The sequence below is a fragment of the Microcella daejeonensis genome (assembly GCF_026625045.1).
Classification (GTDB): Bacteria; Actinomycetota; Actinomycetes; order Actinomycetales; family Microbacteriaceae; genus Microcella; species Microcella daejeonensis.
This window is the reverse complement of the sequence record NZ_CP113089.1, coordinates 1,166,759-1,192,154: the sequence shown is the minus strand read 5'-3', so window position 1 is coordinate 1,192,154 and position 25,396 is coordinate 1,166,759. Positions and strand designations below refer to the sequence as shown.

General features: G+C 73.6%; 27 protein-coding genes. 15 read left to right on the top strand and 12 right to left on the bottom strand.

The features are described 5' to 3' along the window. The first annotated feature begins 1 nt into the window (after position 1). Positions 2-661 carry a hypothetical protein gene (locus OVN18_RS05780; RefSeq protein ID WP_267782599.1) on the top strand — a complete coding sequence of 220 codons (660 nt, stop codon included), beginning with the start codon at positions 2-4 and terminating at the stop codon, positions 659-661. A gap of 116 nt (positions 662-777) precedes the next feature. Then, entirely contained in the window at positions 778-1,737 is a 960-nt protein-coding gene (locus OVN18_RS05775; protein ID WP_267782596.1) for a CPBP family intramembrane glutamic endopeptidase, read from the top strand. Between the two features lie 839 nt (positions 1,738-2,576). Here OVN18_RS05775 and OVN18_RS05770 read toward each other — a convergent pair. Continuing rightward, positions 2,577-3,626: a lipoate--protein ligase family protein gene (locus OVN18_RS05770; protein WP_267782594.1), complete on the bottom strand. Its 1,050-nt coding sequence runs from the start codon at positions 3,624-3,626 to the stop codon at positions 2,577-2,579. Positions 3,627-3,784: 158 nt separating this feature from the next. Continuing rightward, entirely contained in the window at positions 3,785-4,696 is a 912-nt protein-coding gene (locus OVN18_RS05765; RefSeq protein WP_267782592.1) for a sulfurtransferase, read from the bottom strand. Positions 4,697-4,895: 199 nt separating this feature from the next. Here OVN18_RS05765 and OVN18_RS05760 point away from each other — a divergent pair, with 199 nt between their 5' ends. From OVN18_RS05760 to OVN18_RS05750, 3 genes are all read left to right on the top strand, one after another. Further along, positions 4,896-5,282 (top strand): cupin domain-containing protein, encoded by a 387-nt coding sequence (locus OVN18_RS05760; protein ID WP_267782591.1) that lies wholly within the window; start codon positions 4,896-4,898, stop codon positions 5,280-5,282. Positions 5,283-5,373: 91 nt separating this feature from the next. After that, the gene (locus OVN18_RS05755) at positions 5,374-5,856 is read left to right on the top strand and encodes a MarR family winged helix-turn-helix transcriptional regulator (RefSeq protein ID WP_267782589.1); all 483 of its coding nucleotides are present in this window, start codon (positions 5,374-5,376) and stop codon (positions 5,854-5,856) included. Then, positions 5,853-6,245: a hypothetical protein gene (locus OVN18_RS05750; protein ID WP_267782586.1), complete on the top strand. Its 393-nt coding sequence runs from the start codon at positions 5,853-5,855 to the stop codon at positions 6,243-6,245. Before OVN18_RS05755 ends, OVN18_RS05750 begins: the two co-directional genes overlap by 4 nt. 478 nt (positions 6,246-6,723) lie before the next feature. On the opposite strand, the gene OVN18_RS05745 is transcribed toward OVN18_RS05750, so the two are convergent. After that, a complete protein-coding gene (locus OVN18_RS05745) occupies positions 6,724-7,599 on the bottom strand; it encodes an alpha/beta hydrolase (RefSeq protein WP_267782583.1) in 876 nt (291 codons plus the stop codon). A 109-nt stretch (positions 7,600-7,708) separates the two neighbouring features. Here OVN18_RS05745 and OVN18_RS05740 point away from each other — a divergent pair, with 109 nt between their 5' ends. Genes OVN18_RS05740 through OVN18_RS05730 form a run of 3 tightly spaced genes read left to right on the top strand, consistent with a single transcriptional unit; the run spans position 7,709 to position 9,756 of the window. Continuing rightward, positions 7,709-8,131, top strand: coding sequence for a MarR family winged helix-turn-helix transcriptional regulator (locus OVN18_RS05740; protein WP_267738641.1), 423 nt, complete (start codon positions 7,709-7,711; stop codon positions 8,129-8,131). Positions 8,132-8,136: 5 nt separating this feature from the next. Continuing rightward, positions 8,137-9,456, top strand: a complete 1,320-nt coding sequence (locus OVN18_RS05735) for an MFS transporter (RefSeq protein WP_267782581.1) — start codon at positions 8,137-8,139, stop codon at positions 9,454-9,456. A gap of 54 nt (positions 9,457-9,510) precedes the next feature. Continuing rightward, the gene (locus OVN18_RS05730) at positions 9,511-9,756 is read left to right on the top strand and encodes a hypothetical protein (RefSeq protein WP_267738639.1); all 246 of its coding nucleotides are present in this window, start codon (positions 9,511-9,513) and stop codon (positions 9,754-9,756) included. Between the two features lie 25 nt (positions 9,757-9,781). Here the strand turns inward: OVN18_RS05730 and OVN18_RS05725 are convergent, their stop codons facing one another. The 4 genes from OVN18_RS05725 to OVN18_RS05710 all read right to left on the bottom strand — a co-directional run bounded on the left by OVN18_RS05725 (position 9,782) and on the right by OVN18_RS05710 (position 15,327). Then, positions 9,782-10,969 (bottom strand): N(5)-(carboxyethyl)ornithine synthase, encoded by a 1,188-nt coding sequence (locus tag OVN18_RS05725; RefSeq protein ID WP_267782580.1) that lies wholly within the window; start codon positions 10,967-10,969, stop codon positions 9,782-9,784. Between the two features lie 427 nt (positions 10,970-11,396). After that, the gene (locus OVN18_RS05720; protein WP_267782579.1) at positions 11,397-12,953 is read right to left on the bottom strand and encodes a GMC family oxidoreductase; all 1,557 of its coding nucleotides are present in this window, start codon (positions 12,951-12,953) and stop codon (positions 11,397-11,399) included. Beyond that, positions 12,950-14,401 (bottom strand): alpha/beta fold hydrolase, encoded by a 1,452-nt coding sequence (locus OVN18_RS05715; protein ID WP_267782578.1) that lies wholly within the window; start codon positions 14,399-14,401, stop codon positions 12,950-12,952. The genes OVN18_RS05720 and OVN18_RS05715 overlap by 4 nt, the downstream gene beginning before the upstream one ends. Continuing rightward, entirely contained in the window at positions 14,398-15,327 is a 930-nt protein-coding gene (locus OVN18_RS05710) for an SDR family oxidoreductase (protein WP_267782577.1), read from the bottom strand. The genes OVN18_RS05715 and OVN18_RS05710 overlap by 4 nt, the downstream gene beginning before the upstream one ends. 219 nt (positions 15,328-15,546) lie before the next feature. Between OVN18_RS05710 and OVN18_RS05705 the strand changes: the two genes are divergently transcribed. Next, positions 15,547-16,464 (top strand): ABC transporter ATP-binding protein, encoded by a 918-nt coding sequence (locus tag OVN18_RS05705; RefSeq protein ID WP_267782576.1) that lies wholly within the window; start codon positions 15,547-15,549, stop codon positions 16,462-16,464. Next, positions 16,461-17,351, top strand: coding sequence for an ABC transporter permease subunit (locus tag OVN18_RS05700; protein WP_267782575.1), 891 nt, complete (start codon positions 16,461-16,463; stop codon positions 17,349-17,351). The genes OVN18_RS05705 and OVN18_RS05700 overlap by 4 nt, the downstream gene beginning before the upstream one ends. Before the next feature lie 485 nt (positions 17,352-17,836). Here the strand turns inward: OVN18_RS05700 and OVN18_RS05695 are convergent, their stop codons facing one another. Genes OVN18_RS05695 through OVN18_RS05685 form a run of 3 tightly spaced genes read right to left on the bottom strand, consistent with a single transcriptional unit; the run spans position 17,837 to position 21,236 of the window. Further along, on the bottom strand, positions 17,837-18,682 hold the full coding sequence (locus OVN18_RS05695) for a transglutaminase family protein (RefSeq protein WP_267782573.1): 846 nt from the start codon (positions 18,680-18,682) through the stop codon (positions 17,837-17,839). Continuing rightward, positions 18,679-19,614, bottom strand: coding sequence for an alpha-E domain-containing protein (locus tag OVN18_RS05690; protein WP_267738629.1), 936 nt, complete (start codon positions 19,612-19,614; stop codon positions 18,679-18,681). The genes OVN18_RS05695 and OVN18_RS05690 overlap by 4 nt, the downstream gene beginning before the upstream one ends. Then, positions 19,608-21,236, bottom strand: coding sequence for a circularly permuted type 2 ATP-grasp protein (locus OVN18_RS05685; protein ID WP_267782570.1), 1,629 nt, complete (start codon positions 21,234-21,236; stop codon positions 19,608-19,610). Before OVN18_RS05685 ends, OVN18_RS05690 begins: the two co-directional genes overlap by 7 nt. Positions 21,237-21,430: 194 nt before the next feature. On the opposite strand from OVN18_RS05685, the gene OVN18_RS05680 reads away from it, so the two are divergent. The 5 genes from OVN18_RS05680 to OVN18_RS05660 are packed head-to-tail and all read left to right on the top strand — an operon-like array spanning position 21,431 to position 23,592. Beyond that, positions 21,431-21,850 carry an Asp23/Gls24 family envelope stress response protein gene (locus tag OVN18_RS05680; protein WP_267782569.1) on the top strand — a complete coding sequence of 140 codons (420 nt, stop codon included), beginning with the start codon at positions 21,431-21,433 and terminating at the stop codon, positions 21,848-21,850. Then, positions 21,847-22,047, top strand: coding sequence for a DUF2273 domain-containing protein (locus OVN18_RS05675; protein WP_407666067.1), 201 nt, complete (start codon positions 21,847-21,849; stop codon positions 22,045-22,047). The genes OVN18_RS05680 and OVN18_RS05675 overlap by 4 nt, the downstream gene beginning before the upstream one ends. Then, a complete protein-coding gene (locus tag OVN18_RS05670; RefSeq protein ID WP_267782567.1) occupies positions 22,044-22,415 on the top strand; it encodes a hypothetical protein in 372 nt (123 codons plus the stop codon). The genes OVN18_RS05675 and OVN18_RS05670 overlap by 4 nt, the downstream gene beginning before the upstream one ends. Further along, positions 22,412-22,990: an Asp23/Gls24 family envelope stress response protein gene (locus OVN18_RS05665; protein ID WP_267782565.1), complete on the top strand. Its 579-nt coding sequence runs from the start codon at positions 22,412-22,414 to the stop codon at positions 22,988-22,990. Before OVN18_RS05670 ends, OVN18_RS05665 begins: the two co-directional genes overlap by 4 nt. After that, positions 22,987-23,592 carry a hypothetical protein gene (locus tag OVN18_RS05660; RefSeq protein ID WP_267782562.1) on the top strand — a complete coding sequence of 202 codons (606 nt, stop codon included), beginning with the start codon at positions 22,987-22,989 and terminating at the stop codon, positions 23,590-23,592. Before OVN18_RS05665 ends, OVN18_RS05660 begins: the two co-directional genes overlap by 4 nt. Positions 23,593-23,630: 38 nt before the next feature. Here OVN18_RS05660 and OVN18_RS05655 read toward each other — a convergent pair whose 3' ends face one another. Further along, positions 23,631-24,557 carry a 1-phosphofructokinase family hexose kinase gene (locus OVN18_RS05655; protein WP_267782560.1) on the bottom strand — a complete coding sequence of 309 codons (927 nt, stop codon included), beginning with the start codon at positions 24,555-24,557 and terminating at the stop codon, positions 23,631-23,633. Positions 24,558-24,625: 68 nt separating this feature from the next. Beyond that, positions 24,626-25,387: an SDR family NAD(P)-dependent oxidoreductase gene (locus tag OVN18_RS05650; protein ID WP_267782557.1), complete on the bottom strand. Its 762-nt coding sequence runs from the start codon at positions 25,385-25,387 to the stop codon at positions 24,626-24,628. Positions 25,388-25,396 lie beyond the last annotated feature (9 nt).

Genomic DNA, 25,396 nt, shown 5'->3' with positions numbered 1-25,396 from the left:
GATGGCCACCTGGTTGCAGCGGATGAACGCCCGCCGGGCGAAGACCGGCGACGGGAGCCCGATGCCGCGGTTCCGCTGGTGGCAGCTGCTCAGCCGCTCGGTGTTCGAGTTGCCGCCCACGCCGGGGCGCCCCGCCCGGTACGCGGTCGACGTGCGGCACGCCGGCGACCGCACCGACGGCGCCGTGCGCGCGCGCCTCTATCGCGACGGCGCCCTCGCGGCGGTGTCGAAGCTGCCGACGGCGTTCCCCGTGGAGGGCGGCGCGATCGAGGTCGCCGTCAACTCGATCGGCCTGCGCCGCTGCCACTTCGTGCCCGAGGACCGGGTTTCGGGCGCTGGCACGGGCGCGATCGTTCTCACGCCGCTGCCGGCCTCGGCCGAGGGGCGTCGCGCCCGCTTCGACCGCGAGCACCCGGCGGCGAGCCGCCTCATCGGAGCCCTCGCCCTCGCCGCGGTGCTCATCGGCGTCGCGGTGGGCGGCTACGAGCTGGTGATGCAGCTCGCGAGCATCCCGGCCGTCGTCGAGGCGATCGGCGTGATCGAGCGGCCGTTCCGCGTGCCTCTCGAGGTCGGCATCGCCGTCGGTGCGGGCGCCGTGCTCGGCGGGCTCGAGCGCACGCTGCGGCTGCGCTCCACCTGGCTCGACGAGTTCGCGACGTGAGCGAGCGCCGCGGCCCGAGCGCCCCCGCCTCCTCCCCCTCCTCCTCTGCTTCACCGACACCCACCACAACACCGACACCGACACCGACACCGACACCGACACCGACAGGAGACGACATGACCACCACCACGACCGCTGCCGCGCGCGGCACCCGTGACACCGCCACGAGCTGGTTCTTGCGCGGAGACGCCCCGCGCTCTTCCCGGCCCGCCCCGCCGCCCGGCGTCGAGTTCTACCGCGGCCTCGCCGGCGACAAGCGTCGCGTCGTGCGGGGCGTCCTCGCGATCGTCCTCGTCGCGGCCGGGCTCATCGGCTTCGCGCTGGGCCTGCGCGACCTCGCCGACCTGATCGACGCCGAACTGCTGGGCCGCGAGGGCTACACGCCGGTGAACTACGGGGCCGCGATGCTCTCGCTCGCCCTGCTGATCCCGTGGACCATGGCCATCGAGCGCGTTCTGTACGGCGTGCCGCTGCCGTCGCTGCATTCCGTGGCGCACCGTTTCCGGTTCGGGATGCTCGGCCGGGGCCTCCTCGTGCTGGCACCGGTGTGGGCGCTCACCGCGGTGCTCGCGCTCTCGGGGCCGGTGGAGCGCATCGAGTGGACCACCGTCGACCTGGTCGCCTACCTGCTCATCACGGTGCTGCTGGTTCCCCTGCAGGCATCCGGCGAGGAGTACGCCTACCGCGGCCTGATGCTGCGCGTGATCAGCAGTTGGGCGCGCACCCCGCGCGTCGGCCTCGTCGTCGGCGTCGTCGTGACGAGCGTGCTGTTCGCTCTCTCGCACGGAACCCTCGACCCGTACTTCCTCGCCTGGTACACGACCCTGGGCGCGAGCCTCGCCCTCATCACCTGGCGCACCGGCGGTCTCGAGCTCGCCGTGCTGCTGCATGCGGTGCTCAACAGCGTGAGCCTGCTCGGAGCGCTCGTGCTTCACGCCGACATCGCCACGGCGATCAACGACCGCCCCGATACCGCCGGAACGCCCATGCTCCTCATCCCCGCCGGGGTCGCGATCGTCATCACGGCCGTGGTGTGGGCGACGACGCGGCGATCGGGGCCGGTCACGAGCGCCTGAGCGAGGTGCCGGGCTGCGGGCGCGCGGGTAAGCCGGCGGGCACGCGGGCGGGCCGGCGAGCGGGCCGGCGGGCCGGCGAGCGGGCGGCCGAGCAGGCGGGCGGCCGAGCGAGCGAGCGAGCGAGGGGCGAGTGGCGACGGGATGCCCGGCGCGGCTCGCCCCTCGCTCGCGGCCTACCCGGGCCGCGACGCTTCGGGGCCGCAGCTTTCGCGGGTCACCGCCTCGGCAGGTCGCGGCCTCCGCAGGTGGCCGCCTTCGCGAGTCGCCGCGCCGCAGGTCGACGCCTTCGCGAGTCGACGCCTCCGCAGGTCAACGCCTCAGCAGGTCGCCGTGCCGCAGGTCGACGCCTCAGCAGGTCGCCGTGCCGCAGGTCGCCGCCTCGGCGGGTCGACTACTTCGCGGGTCGCGGGGCACTGTTTTCGCGGGGTCACGGTTTCTCTTCTCTGCGCCTTCCACTCTGCAGGAACTTCGTGAGCAATGCACGAGAAGATCCTGCACAGTGGAAGGAGCGAGCGGGCCCTTATCCGATGCCGTCGACCGCCCCAGAGGCCGCGCGCAAGAGACCGCGCGCCAGAGACCGCGCGCCAGAGCGTGGACGCAGCGCGCCGACGGGGGTGGCGAGCGGGGCCGGCGGAGCGAGCAAGCGACAGAGGGTCACAGAGACAGCGGGGCCTGCGAGCGGGCAGGCCGGCGTGAACCTACGGGCGGGCGGGCCGGCCGGAGCCGGCGGGTAGTCAGGTCGGCCGAAGCCGGCGGGCAGAGGACTCGGCGGAAGCCCGCGGGCGAGCGGGCGGGCAGGTCGGCGTGAACCGGCGGGCGGGCGGGCGGAGCGACCCGCGCTACGGCACCCGGTAGAGCCACTCCTCGGTGCCGAACTTCTGCTCGACGAGCTCGTCGATGCGCGCCATCTCGGCCGGCGTGATGCTCCCCTCCGCGAGACCGTTCAGACCTCGGAAGGTCGACACGAGCTTGTCGAGGATCTGCTCGCGGGGCATCCCGGTCTGCGATTTCAGGGGGTCGACGCGCTTATTGGCGCTCTTCACGCCCTTGTCGCTGAGCTTCTCGCGGCCGATGCGCAGCACCTCGACCATGCGGTCGCCGTCCATGTCGTAGCTCATGGTGACGTGGTGGAGGACGGCTCCGGCTCCGAGGCGCTTCTGCGCGGCGCCGCCGATCTTGCCCTTCGTCGACGTGATGTCGTTGAGCGGCTGGTAGCTGGCCTCGATGCCGAGCGACTTCAGCCCCTGGATGACCCACTCGTCGAGGAACGCGTACGACTCGGCGAAGCTCATGCCCTGCACCAGCTCGGCCGGCGCGTACAGGGAGTAGGTGATGACGCTGCCGGCCTCCATGAACATGGCGCCGCCGCCCGAGATGCGGCGCACCACCTCGAAGCCGTATTTCGCCGCGTTCTCCATGTCGACCTCGTTCTTCACCGACTGGAAGGAACCGATGACGACGGCGGGGCGCTCCCACTCCCAGATGCGCAGAGTCGGGCCGCGGCGGCCCTCCCCCACCTCCTCGGTGAGCACCTGGTCGGCCGCCATCTGCTGCTGCGGCGTCAGCGGCGGGCCCACGACGAGCTGCCACTGGTAATCGGTGAAGCTCGTCGCCTGCGCGAGCGCCCGACGGATCGTCGTCGCCACCGCCTCGGCGCTGAAGCCCAAGAGCACGGCGCCCTCGGGGATGGCGTTCTGGATGCGCGTGCGCAGGGCGGCCCCGTCGGAGTCGGCGCTCGCCCCGTTGACGGCCCGCTCGATCGCGTGCACGGTCTCGTCGGGCTCGACGAAGAAGTCGCCCGCGAGACGGAAGTCGTGGATCTGGCCGTCGGACACCTCGAGGTCGACGACGACGAGCTTTCCGCCGGGGACCTTGTACTCACCATGCATGGGAACGAGCCTACGCGGGGCCGGTCGACGCTCGCTGGGGCGGGTCGGGGCTCGCGGCGGTCGGGGCTCGCGGCGGGCGGGCGGGGGATGCTCGCCGCGGGCGGCGGGCGGGGCGGGCGGGGGCGGGGGGGGTGCTCGCTGCGGGTCGGCGCTCCGGCCTACGCGCCCGTCGCGATCGGCCGGCTCGCGTCGGCCGCGTACTGCGACCAGCTGCCCGGGAACAGCCGCCCCGCCGGCAGCCCCGCGTGCTCGAGCACGAGCAGCGTGTGGCAGGCGGTGACGCCCGAGCCGCAGTAGCTGATGACGGGTCGCTCGCCGGCGCCGGCGGCGGTGAGGCGCGCGCGCAGCTCGTCCACAGGCAGCAGCCGGCCCTCGCCGTCGACGTGGTCGCGCACGGAGAGGTTCGCCGCTCCGGGGATGTGGCCCGCGCGGGCGTCGACGGGCTCGGCGTCGCCCGCGAAGCGGTCGGCGGTGCGGGCGTCGAGCACGAGGGCGCTGCCGTCGACGGCGGCCTGCTCGGTGTCGTCGATCGAGGCGAGAGCGGCATCCGGCCACGGGCGTTGGGTGAAGGATGCCGCAGCCGCGGTCTCGCTGCCGACCGCGCCGTCGCCGCCCGTGCCGCCGTCGTCGCCGGCGGCGCCGGCAGCGCGCACGGCGTCGACGGCGCTCGCGTCGCTGTGCTCGAGCGGGCCCTCCCACGCCGCGATGCCGCCGTCGAGCACGGCAGCATCGAGCCCCAGGGTTCGGAGCATCCACACCAGTCGCGCCGCGATCACACCCCCGGCGTCGTCGTATACGACCACCGTGCTGTCGTCGCCGATGCCGAGCCCGCGCATCGCCGCGGCGAAGTCGGCGGGGTCGGGCAGCGGGTGGCGGCCCTGCGTGAGGGTCGGCGGAGCGGCGAGCGCCGCATCGAGGTCGACGAACACGGCTCCCGGAAGGTGCCCGTGCGCGTAGGCCTCGCGCGCGCTGCGCCCGTCGAGGTACCAGCGGGAGTCGACGACGACGAGGTGACGGGCGGTGTCGCACAGGCTGCGGAGTTCGGCGACGTTGACGAAGGGGGCGAGCATGGGGTTCAGGGTAGTGGGGCTGGCGAGACGGGCGGCGGGGATGCGCACGGAGAGCAGGCGCGCGTGCCGGCGTCGTCTCCGGCGCGGGAAGTGCTGCTCGCGCTATGTGCCCCCAAGGCTCCACAACCTGAGCGGGGTGATGACCGGGCGAGTGCGCCCGAATCGCCCCGATGTCGATCGTGAGGCGTACCGTTCGCCCATGGACCCCGTCGCGCACGACCTCGACCTGCTCGCCGACCATCTGATCGAGCAGTCGGAGGCCTCGTCCGACGGCCGGGCGACCCGCTCGATCGACCTCGGGCTGGGAACGCTGCGGCTCATGGCGATCGGCTTCGCCGCCGGGGCCGAGCTGCCCGAGCACGACAACCCCGGCGAGGCCGTGCTGCAGGTGCTTCGCGGGTCCGTCCGCGTCGTCACCATCGCGCCCGCCGTCGTCGACCGTCGCGAGCTCGGGCCCGGACGGGTGGTCGAGGCGAGACCCGGGCTGCTGGTCCGCATTCCGGATGCCCGGCACCGCGTCGAGGCGCTCGAGCCGAGCGTGATCCTGCTCACCGCCGTGTCGCTGCCCGGCGGCAGCGGCCACTGACGCTGACCACCTCGGCGCGCGCTCCGGCTCGGCGGGTCCGCCAGCGCCACCCTGGCGCGGGAGACGGTGATTATGGTAAGAACTTAACATTATGGATGACCCCTCCCGGCAGCTCGTGCTGTCGCTGCACCGCGCGACCGCGCTCGTCGACCGCGTCGCCGACGCCTACCTGCGGCCCGCGCACGGCATCACCGTGTCGATGTTCTCCGCGCTCGTGACGATCGAGGCGATCGGCCCGGCCCGGCAGAGCGAGATCGCCCGCGGGCTCGACGTCTCGCGCGCGGCCGTCAGCCAGCGGCTCGTCGAGCTCGTCTCGCGCGGGTACGCCGAGGTCACCGCCGACGCCGCCGACCAGCGCGCCAACCGGGTCGCCCTGACCCCCACCGGTCGGGCGCTGCTCGCCGACGCGTGGCGCGGCCTCGCCGCGAGCGACGACGGACTCGAGCGCAACCTCGACCTGCCCGCCCTGCAGCACGCGCTCGACACCCTCATCGCGAACGCCGCGCGCCACCTCGACTCGCTCGCCTCCCGCGACGCCGCCGAGACCCGCTCCGGCCGGCAGGCCCGCGCGTGACCGCCGCCGACCTGGCCCCCGCGATCGCCGCCGGCGTCATGGCGCTCGTGCTCGCCGCGCTCGCGGTGCTGCAAGTGCTCGTCGCCGCCGGCCGCCCCTACGGACGACTCGTCTGGGGCGGGCAGCACGAGACGCTCCCCCGGACCCTGCGCATCGGCAGCGTCATCTCGGTCGGGCTCTACGCCGCCATGGCGCTCGTCGCGATCGCGCGGGCGGGCGCGTTCGGGATGCCCGGCACGGGCATCCTCGTCGCGGCCTGGGTGCTCGTGGGCTACTTCGCGCTGGGCATCCTCATGAACGGCATCTCGCGCAGTCGCCCGGAGCGGGCCGTCATGACGCCGGTCTGCGCGGTGCTGGCCGCGTGCTCGCTCGTGCTCGCGCTGAACTGAACTGGGCAGGGCTGGGCTGGGCTGGGCTGGGCCGGGCCGGGCCGGGCTGGGCTGGGCTGGCGCCGATCGTCTCATCGAAAGAGAGCAACCCGGTGGGGTTGTGGAGCCCTGAGCGCACATAGCTCGACAGGAGATCCTCGTTCGATGACCCGCGTCGACGGCGTTCGTAATGAGAGGTCGCTCCCGCGGGTGCGGCGCGCGGGCGGATGGGTCGGGCACCTGGCGACGTCGCGGCGGGCGCTCTTCGCCTCCTGCGTCGTGTAAGCGGACGCTTCCGCACCCTCTGAGGGTTGTGGAAGCTTCCGCTTACGCAGCCACCGAGGATCCTCCGGCCGCGAGCGGGCCGACGGGCGGGCGGGCCGACGGACGAGCGGGCCGACGGGCGGGCGGGCAAACCGGATGGCGGTCACGCCGACGCACCGGCGAGCGGGCGAGCAGGCACGCACGCCACCGGGCAGACGGCAACCGGCTCGCCGGCTCAGTCCGCGGGCGTCAGAACCCGCTGACCGAACCAGCGCAGCAGGTCGGCGCGCACCTCGTCCTGGTTGAGCTCGTTGAAGACCTCGTGCCGGGCCTCGTCGTAGACGATGAGCTCGACGTCGCTCAGGCCGCCGCGGCGCAGGTACTCCTCGGCGAGCCTCGCCGCGCCGCGCTCGCCGCTGAGCGAGTCGTCGGCGCCGACCATGATGAGCAGCGGCAGATCGCGCGCCAGACGGCGAGGGCGGCCGTACAGGCGCAGGCCGTCGGCCGGCCCGAACAGCTTCAGGATGTCCGCATCGAAGGTCAGCGGATCCTCCGAGAACAGCCGCGCCACCTCGGGGTCGCGGCTCAGCCACTCCGCGCCCGTCGTGCCGAGGTGCGCGTGCTTGGCGTTGAGGTCGCCCCCGTTCATGTAGCCCGGCATGCGGTAGCTCGTGCCCGTCAGCACCGCCGCCTCGTAGTCGTCGGCGTGCGAGTTCAGGATGATCTGCGCCATGAGCGAGCCCCACGAGTGGCCGAGCAGCACGAGCGGCAGGCCCGGCAGCTCCTCGCGGATCAGGCCCGAGAGCTGGCGCAGGTCGGCGATCGTCGCCCGCAGGCCGCCCGGGCCCAGGCGGCCCATGCGCGAGGAGTCCCCGCCCGTCATCTGCACTCCGGTCGCTCCGTGGCCCCGGTGGTCGTCGGCGAAGACCGCGTAGCCGGCGTTCACCAGCTCCTGCGCGAGCACCTCGTAGCGCAGAGCGTGCTCGCCCACGCCGTGGGCGAGCTGCACCGCCGCGCGGGGCTTGCCGGGCATCCACACGTAGTAATGGATCACGACGCCCTGCGGATCGGTGAACGTGCGGTGCTGCCGCTCGACGATGAATTTCGGCATGGGTGGCCTCCTGCCCACAGAGTACCGGCGCAGGGCATCCCCCGGCCGACCGCGCGACGCCCGCCCGCACTCAGTCGTTCGCCAGGCTAATGACCTAGGCTAATGAGCGATGTCCAGCGCAACCGATCCCCACGAAGAACTGCGCGTGCTCATCCAGAAGGTGGCCCGCCGCATTCGCGCCGAGCGCGGCGGCGAGGGCGTCACCGACAGTCAGCTCGGGGTGCTGTGGCGCCTCGCGAGCGACGGTCGCTGCACGCCCGGAGGCCTCGCCGACTCGGAGCGCGTGAGCCCGCCCAGCATGAACCGCACCGTCAACGCCCTCGAGGCCCTCGGCTACGTGCGCCGCGAACCGAGCGAGACCGACGCCCGGCAGGTCTGGGTCACCCTGACCCCCGCCGGCGACGAGCTCATCGCCGAGACGCGCCGGCTGCGCAACGCGTGGTTCCACGAGCAGCTCGACGCGCTCGAGCCCGCCGAGCGCGCGGCCCTCGAAGCGGCGATGGATGCCCTGCGGAAGCTGGCCGACTCGTGAACGCCATGTTCCGCTCCCTCGGGGTCATGAACTACCGCATCTGGTTCGCCGGCGCGATGGTCTCCAACATCGGCGCCTGGATGAACCGCACCGCCCAGGACTGGCTCATCCTCACCGAGCTGACCAACGAGGATGCCGCTGCCGTGGGCATCGCGATGGCGCTGCAGTTCGGGCCCGCCCTCCTCATCGGGCCCTACGCCGGGCTCATCGCCGACCGCATCAAGGGCCGCCGCCTGCTCGCCATCACGCAGACCGCGCAGGGCCTCGTCGCCGCGGCGCTCGGCATCATCGTCGTGCTCGGCGTCGCCGAGCTCTGGATGGTCTACGTACTCGCCGCCCTGCTCGGCGTCGCCACGGCCGTGGACGCGCCCGTGCGGCAGACCTTCGTCGGCGAGCTCGTCGGCCCGAGCCAGCTGCCCAACGCCGTCTCGCTCAACTCGGCGAGCTTCAACACCGCCCGCCTCATCGGTCCCGCCGTCGCCGGCCTGCTCATCGCCACCATCGGCTCCGGCTGGGTCATCATCATCAACGCCGTCACCTACGTCGCGACGCTGATCGCCCTCGCGCTCATGCGCGGCGACCAGCTGCACGTCATGAAGAAGGAGAAGAAGGGGCGCGGGCAGCTGCGCGCGGGCGTGATGTACGTGCGCCGCCGGGCCGACCTCGTCGTGATCTTCACCATGGTGTTCCTGCTCGGGACCTTCGGCTTCAACTTCGGCATCTTCACCGCCACGATGGCGCGCGTCGAGTTCGGTCGAGGGGCGGCCGAGTTCGGCATCCTGTCGTCGGTGCTGGCGATCGGATCGGTGACCGGCGCCCTCATGTCGGCCCGCCGGGAACGGCCGCGGCTGCGCGTCGTCGTGCTCGCCACCCTGGGCTTCGCCGGATCGACCGCGCTCGCCGCCGTCATGCCCACCTACGAGCTGTTCGCCGTCTCGCTCGTGCTCATCGGCTTCACCTCGTTGACGATGATCACCTCGGCCAACGCCTACGTGCAGACCACGACGCGGCCCGCCATCCGCGGCCGGGTCATGGCGCTGTACCTGACGATCTTCATGGGCGGCACCCCGATCGGCGCACCGCTGCTCGGCTTCGTCGCCAACGAGGCCGGGCCGCGCTGGGCGCTCGGTGTCGCTGCCCTGGCCGGCCTCGCCGCCGCCGCCGTCGCCATCGTGTGGATGCGCGGCCGCGCGAACCTGCGCCTGCGCCGCCCGCGCGGCGGATCGTGGTGGCGCCTGCGCGTGCGCTACGACGGCGACGACTACGACTGGGAGACCGCGACGACCGAGATCGCCGTCGTCGAGGCCCAGGCCCGCAAGGGGTGAGCCGGTCGGACGCGGCCGGGCGCGCGCACGGCGCGCAGGACTAGGGTCGGGAGCATGGCGAAGCCCTCGAACGGCATGAACCCTTTCGTGGGGCAGAAGGGCTTCTGGGCGCGCGTCAACCGCATCGCTTACACCTTCACCGGGCCGGCGGCGGTGGGCATCGGGCGTCCCGAGGAGCCTTACGTCGCTCCGGCCGACCCGACGTGCCCGCTGTGCGGGTCGCTCATGGCCGAGCACGAGATCGAGCGCGGCACCGGGACGACCTCGACGCGGCTGCACTGCCCGAGCCGGGCATCCTGACCCGCATCGTCGTGATGCGCAGGGCTCAGTCGGCCGCGGCCTCCTCGGGGTAGGGGTGCTCGGCCGCGCGGCCCTGGAAGGCGAGGATCGCCGGGTTGCGCACGCGGCCGCCCTCGATCTCGATCGCGCGGCGGATCGTCTCCGACGCCGCCCACGACTCCGGGCCCTCCATGACCGTGCGCACGAACGGCATGAGCGCCTCGCTGATCTCCCACGTCGTCGAGTTCCACAGCAGTGATGGGCTGTGGTCGACGGCGTAGTAGTTCGTGCCCTCGCCGACGGTGATCATCGGCTCGGCGAACGAGGTCGCCCGTGCCCACTCGAAACCCATGCCCTCGTCGACCGAGACGTCGACGATGAGGCTGCCGGGGCGGAACGCCGCGAGATCGTCGGTGAGCAGGTAGGTGAGGGGCTCGTTCGGATCCTGCAGAGTGCAGTTGACGACGATGTCGTTCTGCGCGAGGTACGCGGCGAGCGCCTGCGGACCGTCGGGAGCGTTGACGACGCTCTCGCCGGGGGCGTCCGGGCGGTGCTCGAGTCGCACGATGTCGACCGAGGGGATGGGCGAGCCGACGGCGGCAGTGTCGCGGTTCGTCAGCACGCGCACATCGTGGATGCCGAAGGCGTTGAGCGCGGTGACGGCCCCGCGGGCGGTCGCACCGAACCCGATCACGACGGCACTCAGCCGGCGGCCGTAGTCGCCCGTCGACCCGCACAGCTGCAGGGAGTGCAGCACCGAGCAGTATCCGGCGAGCTCGTTGTTCTTGTGGAAGACGTGCTGCCCGAAGCCTCCGTCGGACTGCCAGTGGTTCATCGCCTCCCACGCGATCAGGGTGAGGTTCTTGTCGATCGCGAGCTGCGTGATCGTGCGATCCTGCACGCAGTGCGGCCAGCCCCACAGCGTCTGGCCGTCGCGCAGCTCCTGCAGGTCGGCGGCCTGCGGCTTCGGCAGCAGCACGACGTCGGCGCGCGCGATCACCTCGGCGCGGTCGGCCATGGCGCCGACGAGCGGCGCGAGCTCGGCATCCGGCTCCCCGAAGCGGGCGCCGTAGCCGCGCTCCACCACCATGCGCGCGCGCAGGTCGGCGTCGATGCGCTCCAGGTGCGCCGGGTGGATCGGCAGGCGGCGCTCGTCGGCCTTGCGCGCGGTCGCGATGACGCCGAGGGTGAGGAGGTCGCGGGCCGGGGCGGTCGCGGGGTGGGTTTCGCTCATGGTGCAGGGTACGCGGCGCGGGTGCGCGGCGGTCGAGCTGTCAGGGAGGCCGCGGCGGAGCATCCCGTAGCCCCCGGGTGGCGCATATTCAGGCATGGCGCGACCGACACCGGCGTGTCGCCGCATGAGTCGGGCCGACGCGCCGTGCGGCTCCTGCATTCGTGCCCGCCATCAGGACCGCGGCCTCATCGTTGGGCGTGTCGCCGCAGAGGTCGTTCCGACACGCCAAGCGTCTCCTGATCGCGGACACCCGCGGCCGAGCGGCATCCAGGGCCCGGGGTGGCGCAAATTCAGGCATTGCGCGACCTAACCCGGCGTGTCGCAGCCTGGACCAGTCCAACGCGCCGAGTGGTGCCTGAATTTGCGCCAGCCCGGCCATGACAATCGCCGCACCCCGGCCGGAGAGACTGCGGCGGCCCCGCGCGGCTCAGGCCGCGAGGCCGCCCGCGAGCATCCGGTCGGCGGTGCGCAGCGAGAGCGCCTGCTGCGTGAGGCAGGGGTTGGCGGCGAGCGCGCTCGGGAAGGTCGAGTTGTCGCTGATCCAGAGGTTGGGGATGTCGTGGCTGCGACCCTCGCCGTCGACGACGCCCTCGCCCGGATCCGCGCTCATGCGGCACGTGCCGAGCGTGTGCGCCGTGCGGGCGACCACGCGCGTCTCGCGGGCCCCGGCCGCCTCGAGGATGCGCGTCATCGTGGCGGTGGCGTGAGCATCCATCGCCCGCTCGTTGGCGCCGGCCGTGAACGTCACCTCCGCGCGCGGGATGCCCCACTCGTCCGTCTCGTCGGTGAGCACCAGGCGGTTGCCCTCGCTCGGCAGGCACTCGCCGTTCATGCCGATGCCGGCGGAGAACCGCCAGGAATCGAGCGCCTCCATCAGCCGCTCGCCCCACAGCCCGGCGCCGCGCACGAGGCCCGTCGCGTAGGTGAGCGGCATGACGCCGAGGCTCTGCAGCAGGTAGCCGCCGGCGAAGTCGGCGTCGTCGGGGCGCACGAAGTCCTCGGTGATGAGCGAGGAGGGGTAGCCGCGGTAGCCGCGCACCTGCTCGTCGAAGCGACCCCACACCTGGGTGCCGCCGTGGGCGAGGAAGTTGCGGCCCACCTGCCCGCTGGAGTTCGCCAGCCCGGTGCGCAGCAGCAGGCGCGGCGTCTCGATGCCGCCGCCCGCGAGCACGAGCGCGGCGCAGCGCTGCCGCACCTCGCGCCCCGCGCGCAGGTAGACGACCGCGACCACGCGGCCCTGCGCATCGCGCTCGACGTCGATCGCCATCGACTCGGGCCGGATCTCGGCGCCCACCGCGACCGCCGCCGGCAGGAAGGTGTTGGCGGTGGTCGCCTTGCTGCCGTATCGCTCGCCCTGGTGGATGGATCCGAGCCGCTGGTCGGCGTGCCGGGTGCCGTGATGCGGCTGCTCGCGGAAGCGGCTGAGGATGGCCGCCGGGGCGTCGGTGGCGGTGATGCCGAGGCGGGAGCATCCCTCGGCCACGAGGTCGGCCGGGGCGTTGCGCGCCACGGGCGGGTCGAGGTAGCGCCGCTCGGGATCCCAGGGGTAGGGCGTCGGGCCCGAGACGCCGATGAGGCGCTCGACCTCGACGAGGTAGCGGCCGAGCTCGGCGGGGTCGATCGGCCAGTCGGCGCCCTCGCCCGTCTGGCTGCGCAGGCGCAGGTCGCGCGCATCGGGTCGGGGGGTGAAGGCACCCCAGTGCAGGGTTCCGCCGCCGACGCCCCAGCCGCTGTTGTTCGGGCCGAAGGCGGTGGGGGTGGCGCCGCCGCTGAGGCGCTCCGACATCCAGTTGATGCGGGTGCCCTCGACCTCGTCGGTCGTGAACTGCTCGGGGTCGAGGTTCGGCCCCGCCTCGAGGGCGACGGCCCTCAGGCCGCGCTCGGCGAGGCGCGCGAGCAGCGGACCGCCGCCCGCACCGGTGCCGATGACGACGACGTCGACGATCTCGTCGTAGTCGTAGGTGCGCATGCCGTCGAGGTTCACGCGGCGTCCTCCTGGTCGGGGGCGGTGCTGGCGGGGGCGGCCTCGGGGGCCTCGATGCTGGGGGTGCTGGATGCTCGCAGCGAGCCGAGCTCCGTCGGCTCCCAGGCGTCCCGCTCGCCGGCGGCGAGGGTCGCCCAGCCGGCGGGCTCGGCGCCGCGCGAGGCGTCGGCCGCCGCGGTCGCGAACCCGTCGTACCCGACCCGCGCGAACGACGCCGGATGCGCGAGCCAGGCGCGCACGAGGTCGGTGCGCGCGTCGTCGAACCAGGCGGCGAGCAGTGCGGCGCTCCACGGCGAGCCCGGCAGGCCCTCGCCGTCGAGGACGCCCTGGATCAGGGCATCCTGCGCCGCCGCATCGGCGGGCCAGACGGCGGCGATCGCGTCGAGGCCCTGGGCGTAGGCTGTCGCGTCGACGGGCAGTCCCGCCGGGCGCCAGCCGTCGCCGCGCCCGCGCGCGAGGTCGGCGTCGACGCGCGCGGCGAGGTCGATGCGCTCGCCCGCGGGCTGCGGCACGAGCCGGTCGGCGAGGGCGCGCAGGGTGTCGAGCTGCGCGGCGGTGAGCGCGCGCGGCCGGTAGTCGGGGTCATCGGCGATGAGGCGGCGGGCGAGCAGGGCGCGCGCCTCGACCGGGGTGCGCTCCGAGGCGATGAGCCGCGCCCACTCCGGGGCGACCGGGGCGGATGCCCGCACGACCTCCTCGCGCAGCGCGACGATCGCCTCCGCCACCGCGGCGGCGCGCTCGTACGGCAGCAGGTGCCCCGCGCCGGCGAGCGGCACGAAGCGCGCCCGGGGGTAGACCGCGGCGAGCAGTCCCGGCTGCGCGGCGGAGCCGAGGTCGGCATCCTCCTCGCCCGCGAGCACGACGACCGGCAGGTCGAGCGCGCCGACCGCGGCCGCGACGTCCTCGCGGCTGCCCTCCGATAGCCAGCGCCGCCAGGCCACCGGCGACGTGCGACGCACCTGCGCGACCGCCGCCTGCTCGGCGTCGGCATCGAGCGGCGCCGCGACGTTCGCCGCGACGAAGTCGCGCGCGTGCTCCGGCGAGAGCGGGCCGGCCTCGACCCAGCCGAGCATCTCGGCGCGCTTCTCGTCGCTCATCGGCTCGGGGGTCGGCGGGGAGGGCGCGAGCAGAACGAGGCCGGTGAGGCCGAAGACCCGTGCCTCGCCGCTCAGCACCCGTGCGGCCACGAGGGCCGCGATCTTGCCGCCCATGCTGTGGGCCGCGAGCATCCAGGGGCCGCCGTCGGCCTCGCGCTCGATCACTGCGACGGCAGCGTCGACGAGCGCGCCGACCGAGCCGTCCGGGGCGTCAGGGGCGTCGCCGTGGCCGGGCGACTCGACGGGCACGACGCGAAAGCCCTCGCCGAGCGCGGCGGCCAGGGGTGCGGCGGCATCGGCCGCGAAACCGAGGCCGGGGAGGAAGAAGACGGTGCAGGTCGGCGCGGTCACGGCGTGACCATGCCCCCGTTGACGTTGAGCGTCTCGCCCGAGACGTAGCTCGACTCGGCCGAGGCGAGGAACACGTAGGCCGGCGCGAGCTCGGCCGGCTGCCCGGCGCGCTGGTACTCGTTCTCGTCGTCGAAGGCGCGCATCTGCTCGTCGGAGACCCCGTCGGAGACCTGCAGCGCGCTCCACACCGGGCCGGGCGCGACGACGTTGACGCGGATGCCGCGGGGCGCGAGCTGCTGCGCGAGCCCCTTGGCGAAGTTGCTGACCGCGGCCTTCGTCGCCGCGTAGTCGAGGCGGTCGGGCGCGGGCTTGTAGGCCTCGAGCGAGGCGGTGCTGATGATGCTCGCGCCCGCCGGCAGGTGCGGCACGGCCGCCTTCGTCAGCCAGAAGTTCGCGAAGACGTTCGTGCGGAAGGTCAGCTCGAACTGCTCGTCGCTGAGATCCTCCAGGCGGTCGACGGCGACCTGCTTGCCGGCGTTGTTGACGAGGATGTCGAGTCCGCCGAGCACGTCCACGGCCTCCGCGACGATCGCCCGGCAGGCGGCCGCCTCGCTGATATCGGCGACGATCGCGTGGCCCGTGCGGCCGGCCGAGGCGATGTGATCCAGGATGCTCCGCGCATCCTCCTCCTCGCCGGGCAGGTGCACGATCACGACGTCGGCACCCTCCCGCGCGAAGGCGATCGCGACGGCGCCGCCGATGCCCGAGTCGCCTCCGGTGATGAGCGCCCTGCGCCCGGTCAGGCGGCCGGAGCCGCGGTAACTCCGCTCGCCGAGGTCGGGCACCGGGGTCATGCGCGCCTGCACGCCCGGCTCCGGCTGACGCTGCAGGGGCGGCTCGACGCGGCCGTAGCGCTGCACCGGGTCGTCGAAGGTGTACTGATCGGGGGCGGCGTGATCGGGGGCGGCGTGATCGGGGGCGCTCATGCGATCCACGCTAGGGCGGGGGTCGGGGCCGAGTCATCACGGCGGCTCCCAGGCCAGGCGGACTCGGAGGAACGGGCGGACTCGGAGGAACGGGGTTCGGGATGCCCGTCGCGGGCACGGGCGTGCGCCGAGCATCCCGCCGCTCGGAGGAGGCCGCGCAGCCCGACCTCATCCGCTGGGGGGAGGCCGCCGACCGCGAGGGTTCCTAGGCTTGGGCGCATGATCGAGATACGAGAGCTCACCAAGCGCTTCGGGGACAAGACCGCGGTCGACCGCATCACGGCGACCGTGCGGCCGGGCGTCGTCACCGGGTTCCTCGGCCCGAACGGCGCCGGCAAGTCGACCACCATGCGCGCCATCGTCGGGCTCGACCGGCCGACCTCGGGCAGCGTCACCGTCAACGGCAAGCGCTACGCCGACCACGCCGCGCCCCTGCGCGAGGTCGGGGCGCTGCTCGACGCGAAGGCCATCCACACCGGCCGCACCGCCTACAACCACCTGCTCGCCATGGCCGCGACGCACGGTATCGGCAAGAGCCGCGTGCACGAGGTCATCGCCATGACCGGCCTGGAGTCGGTCGCGAAGAAGCGCGTCGGCGGCTTCTCGCTCGGCATGGGGCAGCGCCTCGGCATCGCCGCCGCGCTGCTCGGCGACCCGCAGACCCTCATCCTCGACGAGCCGGTCAACGGCCTCGACCCCGAGGGCGTCATGTGGGTGCGGCAGCTCACCCGGCACCTCGCCTCGCAGGGCCGCACCGTGTTCCTCTCCTCGCACCTCATGAGCGAGATGGCGCAGACCGCCGACCACCTCGTCGTTCTCGGCCGGGGCCGCATCATCGCGGATGCCCCGGTGAGCGAGGTGCTCGCCCTGGCGACCGGCTCGGCGGTGCGGGTGCGCACCCCGCTCGCCGCCGACCTCGCTCCCCGGCTCACCGCCGAGGGCGGGAGCGTCACCGCCTCCCCCGCCGAGCCCGACCTGCTCAGCGTCGCGGGCCTGCCGCCCGCGCGCATCGGCGAGCTGGCGATGCACGCCGGCATCGTGCTGCACGAACTCACCCCCGTCTCCGCCTCGCTCGAGGACGCCTACCTCGAACTCACGCAGGACGCTGTCGAATACCACTCGGAGGTCTCCCGATGACCGGCACCCGCACGACCGACGCTCCCGCGAGCGTCCCGAGCCCCTCCCGCGGCAGCGGGGTGACCTTCGCCCGCGTCGTGCGCTCGGAGTGGATCAAGCTGCGCACCCTGCGCTCGACCGTCTGGTCATTCGCGACGATCGTCGTGCTCACCGTGGCCTTCGGCCTGCTGTTCGCGGGCGTCTACGACGGATCCTTCGGCCCCGAGCAGGACCAGTCCGGGCAGAACTCCATCGCCGTCGTCTCGGCGACCGCCGCGGTCACGCTCACGCAGCTCATCGCCGCCGTCCTCGGCGTGCTGATCATCAGCGGCGAGTACACGACGGGCATGATCCGCTCGACCCTCACCGCCGAGCCCCGGCGACTGCCGGCCTACGCGGCGAAGGCGCTCGTGCTCGCCGTCTCCACCGCCGTCATCGGCCTGCTCGCGATCGGGGTGACGCTGCTCATCACGCTGCCGATCCTCGCCGGCAAGGGCATCGAGCCCGACCTGCTCGACGCCGACGTGCTGCGCAGCCTGCTCGGCGCCGCCGCCTACCTGGCGCTCATCGCGCTGCTCGCCTACGGGTTCGGCGCGATGCTGCGCAGCAGCGCGGGCGGCATCGCGACCGCCATCGGCCTGATCTTCATGCTGCCGACGGCGCTGCCCATCATCGCGCTGTTCTCGCAGGCCACGTGGATCACCAACGCCGCCGCCTTCCTGCCCTCCAACGCGGGCGCCCGCATGTACGCCCTCAACACCGGCGAGCCCGAGCCCTTCACCGCCGCCGGAGCCGACCCGAGCGAGATCATCACCCTCGACCCGGGCCAGGGCGCCCTCGTTCTCGTGGCCTGGGTGGTCGTGGTTCTCGCGCTCGGGGCGGTGCTGCTCAAGCGCCGCGACGCGTAGCGGCTCGACGCGCACCGGCTCGACCTGACGCCGCCCGCCCCCGCCCGGGGTGCGGGCGGCGTCGTCGCGCGGGGCTCCGGGACGTCGTCGGGCCCGTCGGCGTGGGGCCCGTCGGCGTCGGTGGAACCCGGCCTACGTCGCCGCCCTCGGGTCGGTGCGGTGACCGCGATCAGGACGTGGACGACCGGCGTCCGCGCGTCGCCGCAGGCGGGCGACCGGCGCGCCGTGCGACTCCTGATCGCGGGCAGTGCGGCCCGGGCTCCGGCGCGAATTCAGGCCTCGGGCATCCCGCGTCGGCGTGTCGCCGCATGGCTCGACCCGACACGCCGCGCGGTGCCTGAATTCGTGCCAGGGAGGCCCCCCGCCGACGGGGCAGCGGGGCGGCGGGATGCTCAGCACGAGCATCGCACGGCCCCGAGCCGCACGGCCCGGCACAGCGGGATGCCCGGCGCGAGCAGCTCGGCCGGCCGCCGCAGAGCTCCGGCTCAGGCCTCGCGGGTGATCTCGACGGTGACGTGCAGGCGCGAGGAGCTCGGGCCGGCGTAGACGCCGCGCACCGGCGGCACGTCGGTGTAGTCGCGGCCGCGGCCGACGATGACGTGGCGGTCGCCGATCGGCACGGCGTTGGTGGGGTCGTAGCCGCGCCAGCTGCCGTCGAACCACTCGACCCAGGCGTGCGACTCGCCGGCGACGGTCTCGCCGACGGGGGCGGCGGGGTTCGGGTGCAGGTATCCGCTGACGTAGCGGGCCGGGATGCCCACCGAGCGCAGCGCGCCGATGGCGAGGTGCGCCATGTCCTGGCAGACACCCTTGCGATGCTCCCAGGCCTCGGCGGCCGTCGAGTGCACCGTCGTCGCGCCGGGAACGTACTCGACCTCGGCGTGCAGGAAGGCGCAGAGCCGCTCGGCCGCCTCGGTCGGATCGGCGGAGGACGCCGCGACCTCGCGGGCGCGCTCGACGATCTCGGCCGGCGGGCGGGTGAGCCGGGTGACCGCGGTCTGCTCGACGGTCGACACGGCGGTGGCGGCGAGCTGCGGCAGGGCATCCCACGATGCGCGCTCGTGCGTCGGATCGGTGCGCCGCAGCTCGACCACGCTGTCGGCGGTGAGGGTCAGCTCGCGGTGGGCGTGCAGCTGCTCGAACGAGGTGACGCGGGTGCCCCAGTAGTCCTCGTAGTGGTGCAGGTGCGAGCTCGGCGTGATGGCGAGGTGGCTGTAGACGACGAGCTGGCCGTCGGAGGAGGCGGGCAGCATGCGCGCCTCGTTGTACGAGGCCGAGACGTCGCCCTGGTACTGGAAGCCCGTGGAGTGGCGGATCCGGAGGCGCATCACGAGTTCTCCGCCACCCAGTTCGGGGCGGCGTTGGTCGGGAAGTAGCGCTGGCGCACGCCCTCGCTCGTCGCGCTCGTGGCGGCCTGCACGGCGTCCATGTGGCGGGGCAGCTCCTCGAGGATGTCGGCGATGGCGCGGTACTCCAGCTCGCTGCGGATCTGGCCGAGCTGACGCAGCGCGATGTCGGCGACGCCCGCGCGCTCGAGCCCGGCGCGCGGCTCGATGTCGCGCAGGCACTGCTCGGCGCGGCTGACCGCGAAGAGGATGGACCGCGGGAACAGCCGGTCGACGAGCAAGAACTCGGCCGCGTTGCGCGCGCTCGGCATGCCGCGGTAGGTGCGCAGGTACGCCTCGTAGGCGCCGACGCTGCGCAGGATGGTCGTCCACGAGGGGCCGCTCGCCTCGGTGAGCGAGCGGGTCGCCAGCAGGCGCGCCGTCATGTCGGCCCGCTCGAGCGAGCGCCCGAGGGTGAAGAAGGCGTAGGCCTCGTCGCGGCTCGTCGAGGACTCGACGATGCCCACGGCGAGCGCCGAGCGCTCGCGCACCCAGCTGAAGAAGTCGGCCACCTTCTCGTTGGCGACCTTGCGGGGCATGCGCGCCCGGGTGGTGTTGAGCACCTCCCACAGCTCGGTGCTGACGACCTCGCGCGCCCGGCGGGCGTTCTCGCGGGCGGCGCCGAGCGAGTACGCGATCGAGGCGGGGTGCGAGCGATCGAGCGCCAGGATGCTCAGCACGTCGCCGCGCGTGATCTCCGACTCGGGCGGCACCTCGCTGCCCATGACCCCGAGCAGCGAGCGGCAGGCGGTGTCCTCGTCGATCCACGGATCCTCGAGCAGCAGCTGCAGGTGCACGTCGAGAATGCGCGAGGTGCCGTCGGCCCGCTCGACGTAGCGGCCGATCCAGAAGAGGCTCTCGGCGATGCGGCTCAGCATGACGGCCCCCCGGTCTGTTGCTGCTGTTGCTGCTGGGCTTGGTCGCGGCGCGGGTCGTCCTGCGCGTTGACCTGCAGGCGGTGCGCCTCGGTGATGATCGGGATGCTCGACGTCACGGTCGCCTGCTCGGCGACGATGCCCTGCACGTCGTGCCCGTCGGCGACCATCGCCTGCCTGCCCACCACCCAGGTGTCCTTCGACCCGCCTCCTTGCGAGCTGTTGACGACGAGCTGGCCCTCGGGCAGCGCCACGCGGGTGAGCCCGCCGGGCAGCACCCACACCTCGCGCCCGTCGTTGACGGCGAAGGGCCGCAGGTCGGCGTGGCGCGGGCGCAGGCCGTCGTCGACGAGCGTGGGGATGGTGGAGAGCTGGACGACGGGCTGCGCGATCCACCCGCGCGGATCGCCGATGAGCCGTGTGCGCAGCTGGTCGAGCTCCGACCGGCTGGCGGCGGGGCCGACGACGAGGCCCTTGCCGCCCGAGCCGTCGACGGGCTTCACCACGAGCTCGTCGAGGCGGTCGAGCACCTCGGCGAGGGCATCCGGCTCTTCGAGGCGCCAGGTATCGACGTTGGGGATGATCGGGTCCTCCCCCAGGTAGTAGCGCGTCAGCTCGGGCAGGTAGGTGTAGACGAGCTTGTCGTCGGCGACGCCGTTGCCGACCGCGTTGGCGATCGTGACGGCGCCGAGCCGGGCGGCGAGCATGAGCCCGGGGGTGCCGAGCATCGAGTCGGCGCGGAACTGCAGCGGGTCGAGGAACTCGTCGTCGACCCGGCGGTAGATGACGTCGACGCGCTGGGGGCCCGAGGTGGTGCGCATGAACACGCGCCCGCCCGAGCAGAACAGGTCGCGACCCTCGACGAGCTCGACGCCCATGAGGCGGGCGAGCAGCGTGTGCTCGAAGTAGGCGGAGTTGTAGACGCCCGGCGTGAGCACCACGACGGTCGGCTCGTCGACGCCCGTCGGGGCCGCCGCGCGCAGCGCCTGCAGCAGCTTGTTGGGGTAGTCGCCGACCGGCCGCACGCGCATGCTGACGAACAGCTCGGGCAGGGTCTGCGCCATGACGCGGCGGTTCGAGATGACGTAGCTGACGCCGCTCGGCACCCGCACGTTGTCCTCGAGCACGCGCCAGGCGCCGTGCTCGTCGCGGATGAGGTCGATGCCCGAGACCTGGATGCGCACGCCGTTGGCGCTCTGGATGCCGTGGGCCTGGCGGTGGAAGTGGGCGGAGGAGGAGATGAGGGATGCCGGCAGCAGGCCGTCGGCGATGGCCCGCTGCGGGCCGTAGATGTCGGCGAGGAAAGCCTCGAGCACGCGCACGCGCTGGGCGACCCCCTTCTCGAGCCCGGCCCACTCGGCGCGGTCGATGACGCGGGGCACGGCATCCAGCGGGAACGGACGCTCCTCGCCGGCGAAGTCGAAGGTGACGCCCTGCGCGAGGTACGAGCTGGCGAGATCCTCGGTACGACCGCGCAGCTCATCGGTGCTCAACGTGGCGAGGGCCGCGTGCAGCTCGCGGTACGGCAGCCGTACCTCGGAGTCGGCGGCGAACATCTCGTCGAAGGCCGCGGGCGCGAGCGAGGCGGAGCCCCGGGCCGCGTAGCCGTCGAAGAGGTCCACCATGGTGCGAGCGTAGTGCGGCCGTGTTGCGAGGGTGTTTCGGGATGCACCCGCTCAGCCCGCGCCCAGACCGGGGTCGCGCGAACCTGACCGTCAGCTGAGCGCCCGTGACGATCCGGCCGCCCGCCGCGTCTGGTTGATGTGCGCGACACCCGAGTCGTCGCGCCGGACGAGACCCCCATCAGAAGGAGAGAACGATGAGCACCACGACCCCCAGCACCACGCCCGCCTCGGGCGTCGCCGGCAAGAACACCATCGCCGAGGGCGTCGTCGCCAAGGTCGCCGGCATCGCGGCCCGCGAGGTGCCCGGCGTGCACGACCTCGGCACCGCGGCCGCCCGCGCCGTGGGCGCGATCCGCACCGCCATCAACCAGCAGGACCGCGCGCAGGGCGTCTCCGTCGAGGTCGGCGAGACGCAGGCCGCGGCCGACATCATCATCGTCGCCGAGTACCCCGTCGACCTGCAGAAGGTCGCCGACGACGTGCGCACCGCGGTGACCCGCGCCATCACGCAGGTCGTGGGTCTCGAGGTCACCGAGGTCAACGTGACCGTCAGCGACGTGCACATCCCCTCGGACGACAACGCCGAGGCCGAGACCGAGAGCCGCGTCCAGTGAGCCGCGAGCTGAGCCCCTCCGTCATCGGCCTGCTGATCGGCGCCGCACTCGGCGTCGTCGCCGTGGCCTTCGGCTTCTGGGCCATGGTGCTCGTCGCCCTGCTCGCCGCGATCGGCTACGGCATCGGCCGCGCCATCGAGGGCAAGCTCGACGTGCGCGGCGTCGCCGACGCGCTCCGCGGCCGGCGGTCGTCGTGACCGCGGCGGTGGCGGCCGACCGGGCGCACTCCGGCAGCACCGTGCACGGCCGCACCACGATCGCCTCGCGCGCCGTGCGCTCCGTCGTCTCGGCCGTCACCGCGGAGGCGCTCGAGGTGCGCGCCTCGTCCGTCTCGGTCGAGCTGCACGATCAGGAGGGCGCGCTCGTCGTCGTCGCCCGCACGGCCATCCGCGTGAGTCCGCTCGGGGTCGCGTCCGCCGGCACCGGTGGCACCCTGCTCGAGCGGCTCTCCGCCGCGCAGACGACCATCCGCGAGCGCGTGCTGGGCATCACCGGCTCGACCATCGCCCGCGTCGACCTGCGGATCACCTCCGCCGACCTTCGTGAGAGGAGACGAGCAGCATGAGCACCGCATCCCTGTACCGCCGCATCGGCCGGCGCGAGACCCACTCCTCGCGCGCGGGTCTGGCCATCACCCTCGCCCTGCTGCTCAGCCTCGCGCTGCTGTGGGTGGGCGTCGAGGCCGTGCTCGCCGCGATCGGGCAGCAGCCCCTGCTGCTCGCACCCGCCGACATCGTCGCCGCGGCGCTCGAGGCGACCGCGGCCCCCGCGGGCACCCTCACCGCCATCGGCGTCGTGATCGCCCTCATCGGGCTCGGCGTCATCATCGCGGCGCTGTCGCCCGGCCGCCGTGGACGCCGCGCCGCCACCGCCGACCGCACCGCGGTCGTCGTCGACGACCGCGTCATCGCGCGCTCGCTCGCCCGCACGGCGAGCTACGCCGGCGACGTCGCCCCCGATCAGGTCAGCGTCAGTGTCGCGCGCCGCCGCGCCCTCATCGAGGTCACCCCGACCTCGGGCCGCGCCGTCGACCTGGGCGAGATCGAGGCCGCCGTGCGCGCCGAGATCGACCGCTACGACTACCGCCCCGCACTGCGCCCGAGCGTGCGCCTGACGAAGAACGGAACCGTCGGATCATGACGAGCACGAACCGCTTCCTCAACCGCCTGTTCGCCCTCCTCGTCGGCGCGATCCTGTTCGTCGCCGGTGCCGCGCTCGCGGTCGGGGCCCTCTGGCCCGACGTGCAGCAGACCGTGTCGCAGGCCGCTGCGGATGCCGTCGCCCCGGCGACGGACGCCCTCTCGGGTGGCGCGCCCTGGATCCTCTGGGCGGTGGCCGCCGGCGCGCTGCTGCTCATCGTGCTGCTCGTGGTCTTCATGCTGCGGCAGGGCCGCGGCCGCACGAGCACCCTGCTCGACGTGCGCGAGGGCGACGAGCGCGGCCGCCCGACCGGCGGGCACGTGATCATCGACGCGAGCGTCGCCGGCGCCGTTCTGCGCGAGGCGCTCTCGGCCGAGCCGGGCATCGTCTCGACCGACGTCACCGCGTTCCGCGTGCGCCGGCAGGCCGTGCTGCGCATCACCGCGAACGCCCGGCGCGGGGCGAACCCCGTCGAGCTGCGCCGCACCATCGACCGAGTGGTCGAGCAGTGGGACGCGCTGCTGGGCGCCTCGGTGCCCGTCGTGATCCAGATCGTGGGCGGGGTGCGCTCAAGCCTCTCGGCCGGGACCCGGCTCGACTAGCCGCCGGCGCGCCGCGTGGCCGCCGGCGCGCCGCGGGCTCAGCCGGCGAGCTGCCGCTCGAGCCGCTCGACGTCGACGCGGGTGCAGAGGCCGGTGCCCTCCGACATCGCGGTCGCCGTGCCCGCCGCCACCCCCGCGCGGAAGGCCTCGAGCAGGGGGCGCCCCTGCGCCATCCGCAGCACCATCGCCGCCAAGAACGAGTCGCCCGCCCCCACGGTCGACCGCACCTCGACCGGCGGCACGGACTGCTCGACGACGCCCTCGGCGGTGACGAGCACGGCCCCGTCGCCGCCGAGGGTGAGCGCCACGTTCTGCGCGGACCCGCGGGCGACCAGCTCCTGCGCCGCCCGCACTTTGGCCTCGCGATCGGGTAGTTCGCGCCCGACCAGTTCGCCGAGCTCGCGCCCCGAGGGCTTCACGAGGTGCACGCCCTCGGCGAGGGCCGGCCCCGAGGCATCCACCACGAGGCGCACGCCCTGCTCGCGCATCGATCGGGCGAGACGGGCGTAGACATCGGTCGGGATGCCCGGCGCGAGCGACCCGCTCGCCACCAGGTACCCGCCCTCGACGACGGCGCTCGCGGCCGCGTCGAGGCACGCGCTCCACTCGGCCTCGGTCATCGGAGCCCCCGGCAGCACGAAGCGGAACTGCCTGCCCGTGCTCGACTCGTCGACCGTCACGTTCTGCCGGGTCGGGCCCTCGATCGGGATGGCGAGACCGGGCATCCTCTCGGCGTCGACCAGGCGGCGCAGGGCCTCGCCCGTCGGGCCGCCCACCGCGTAGACGGCCAGGGTGCGCCCGCCGAGCCGACCGATGACGCGGCTGACGTTGATGCCGCCGCCGCCCGCGTCCGTGCGCCCGGCGCTGCAGCGCAGCTTGTGCTCGGGCACGACCCGCTCGGTCGCGGTGCTGAGGTCGAGCGCGGGGTTCAGCGTGAGCGTGACGATCGGGGGCGCGGAGGTCATGCGCTGAGGCTAGGCCGATGCTCCCGCCGCCGCCACGGACGCGGACTCCCTGCCGCGGCGTCGACCGTTCAGAACTGGATGCCCCGGGTGAGCGCTCCGTCGATGAGCAGGTTCGCCCCGCTCACGCGCCCGGCCCGCGGGCTCGAGAGGAACACGACGCCGGCCGCGATCTGCTCGGGGGTGCCCATCTCGCCGGTGGGATTGAGGCCCATGGCCATGTCGAACAGCGCGGGGTCGCCGCCCTCGATGCTCTGCCACACGCCGCCGGGGAAGTACGTGTTGCCGGGCGACACCGTGTTGGCGCGGATGCCCTTCTCGGCCACCTGCAGGGCCACGCCGGCCATGTAGCCGATGATCGCCGTCTTGACGGTGCCGTAGGGGCCCGAGGCGAAGTCGGCCTCGCGACCGGAGACGCTGGAGATCGCGACGGCGGACTTCACGTCGCTCTTCTCCAGGTGCGGCAGGGCCGCCTTGACGAGGTTGACGGTGCCCATGAGGTCGACGCGGAACGAGGTCTCCCAGTTCTCGTCGGTGTCGGGGATCGCGAGGGCGCTCACGTTCGCCACGACCATGTCGATGCCGCCGAAGGCCTCGGCCGTCGACGCGACCCAGGTGCGGAGGCCCTCGGCGTCGCCGACGTCGAGCACCGTCCCGATCGCGCGCACGCCCATCGCCTCGATCGCCGCCTGCGTGCTCGCGACCTCCTCCGCGTCGCGCGCGCAGAAGGCGACGTTTGCGCCCTCGGCCGCGAAGCCCTCCACGATCGCGCGGCCGATCCCCTTCGTGCCGCCGGTGACGAGGGCGGTCTTGCCGGTGATTCCGAGGTCCATGACGTTCTC

What these genes read in the sequence shown, in the direction of transcription:
- OVN18_RS05780 (WP_267782599.1), top strand. Translation starts at nt 2, where the DNA reads ATGGCCACCTGGTTGCAGCGGATGAACGCCCGCCGGGCGAAGACCGGC.
- OVN18_RS05775 (WP_267782596.1), top strand. Translation starts at nt 778, where the DNA reads ATGACCACCACCACGACCGCTGCCGCGCGCGGCACCCGTGACACCGCC.
- OVN18_RS05770 (WP_267782594.1), bottom strand. Translation starts at nt 3,626, where the DNA reads ATGCATGGTGAGTACAAGGTCCCCGGCGGAAAGCTCGTCGTCGTCGAC.
- OVN18_RS05765 (WP_267782592.1), bottom strand. Translation starts at nt 4,696, where the DNA reads ATGCTCGCCCCCTTCGTCAACGTCGCCGAACTCCGCAGCCTGTGCGAC.
- OVN18_RS05760 (WP_267782591.1), top strand. Translation starts at nt 4,896, where the DNA reads ATGGACCCCGTCGCGCACGACCTCGACCTGCTCGCCGACCATCTGATC.
- OVN18_RS05755 (WP_267782589.1), top strand. Translation starts at nt 5,374, where the DNA reads ATGGATGACCCCTCCCGGCAGCTCGTGCTGTCGCTGCACCGCGCGACC.
- OVN18_RS05745 (WP_267782583.1), bottom strand. Translation starts at nt 7,599, where the DNA reads ATGCCGAAATTCATCGTCGAGCGGCAGCACCGCACGTTCACCGATCCG.
- OVN18_RS05740 (WP_267738641.1), top strand. Translation starts at nt 7,709, where the DNA reads ATGTCCAGCGCAACCGATCCCCACGAAGAACTGCGCGTGCTCATCCAG.
- OVN18_RS05735 (WP_267782581.1), top strand. Translation starts at nt 8,137, where the DNA reads ATGTTCCGCTCCCTCGGGGTCATGAACTACCGCATCTGGTTCGCCGGC.
- OVN18_RS05730 (WP_267738639.1), top strand. Translation starts at nt 9,511, where the DNA reads ATGGCGAAGCCCTCGAACGGCATGAACCCTTTCGTGGGGCAGAAGGGC.
- OVN18_RS05725 (WP_267782580.1), bottom strand. Translation starts at nt 10,969, where the DNA reads ATGAGCGAAACCCACCCCGCGACCGCCCCGGCCCGCGACCTCCTCACC.
- OVN18_RS05710 (WP_267782577.1), bottom strand. Translation starts at nt 15,327, where the DNA reads ATGAGCGCCCCCGATCACGCCGCCCCCGATCACGCCGCCCCCGATCAG.
- OVN18_RS05705 (WP_267782576.1), top strand. Translation starts at nt 15,547, where the DNA reads ATGATCGAGATACGAGAGCTCACCAAGCGCTTCGGGGACAAGACCGCG.
- OVN18_RS05700 (WP_267782575.1), top strand. Translation starts at nt 16,461, where the DNA reads ATGACCGGCACCCGCACGACCGACGCTCCCGCGAGCGTCCCGAGCCCC.
- OVN18_RS05690 (WP_267738629.1), bottom strand. Translation starts at nt 19,614, where the DNA reads ATGCTGAGCCGCATCGCCGAGAGCCTCTTCTGGATCGGCCGCTACGTC.
- OVN18_RS05685 (WP_267782570.1), bottom strand. Translation starts at nt 21,236, where the DNA reads ATGGTGGACCTCTTCGACGGCTACGCGGCCCGGGGCTCCGCCTCGCTC.
- OVN18_RS05680 (WP_267782569.1), top strand. Translation starts at nt 21,431, where the DNA reads ATGAGCACCACGACCCCCAGCACCACGCCCGCCTCGGGCGTCGCCGGC.
- OVN18_RS05665 (WP_267782565.1), top strand. Translation starts at nt 22,412, where the DNA reads ATGAGCACCGCATCCCTGTACCGCCGCATCGGCCGGCGCGAGACCCAC.
- OVN18_RS05660 (WP_267782562.1), top strand. Translation starts at nt 22,987, where the DNA reads ATGACGAGCACGAACCGCTTCCTCAACCGCCTGTTCGCCCTCCTCGTC.
- OVN18_RS05655 (WP_267782560.1), bottom strand. Translation starts at nt 24,557, where the DNA reads ATGACCTCCGCGCCCCCGATCGTCACGCTCACGCTGAACCCCGCGCTC.
- OVN18_RS05650 (WP_267782557.1), bottom strand. Translation starts at nt 25,387, where the DNA reads ATGGACCTCGGAATCACCGGCAAGACCGCCCTCGTCACCGGCGGCACG.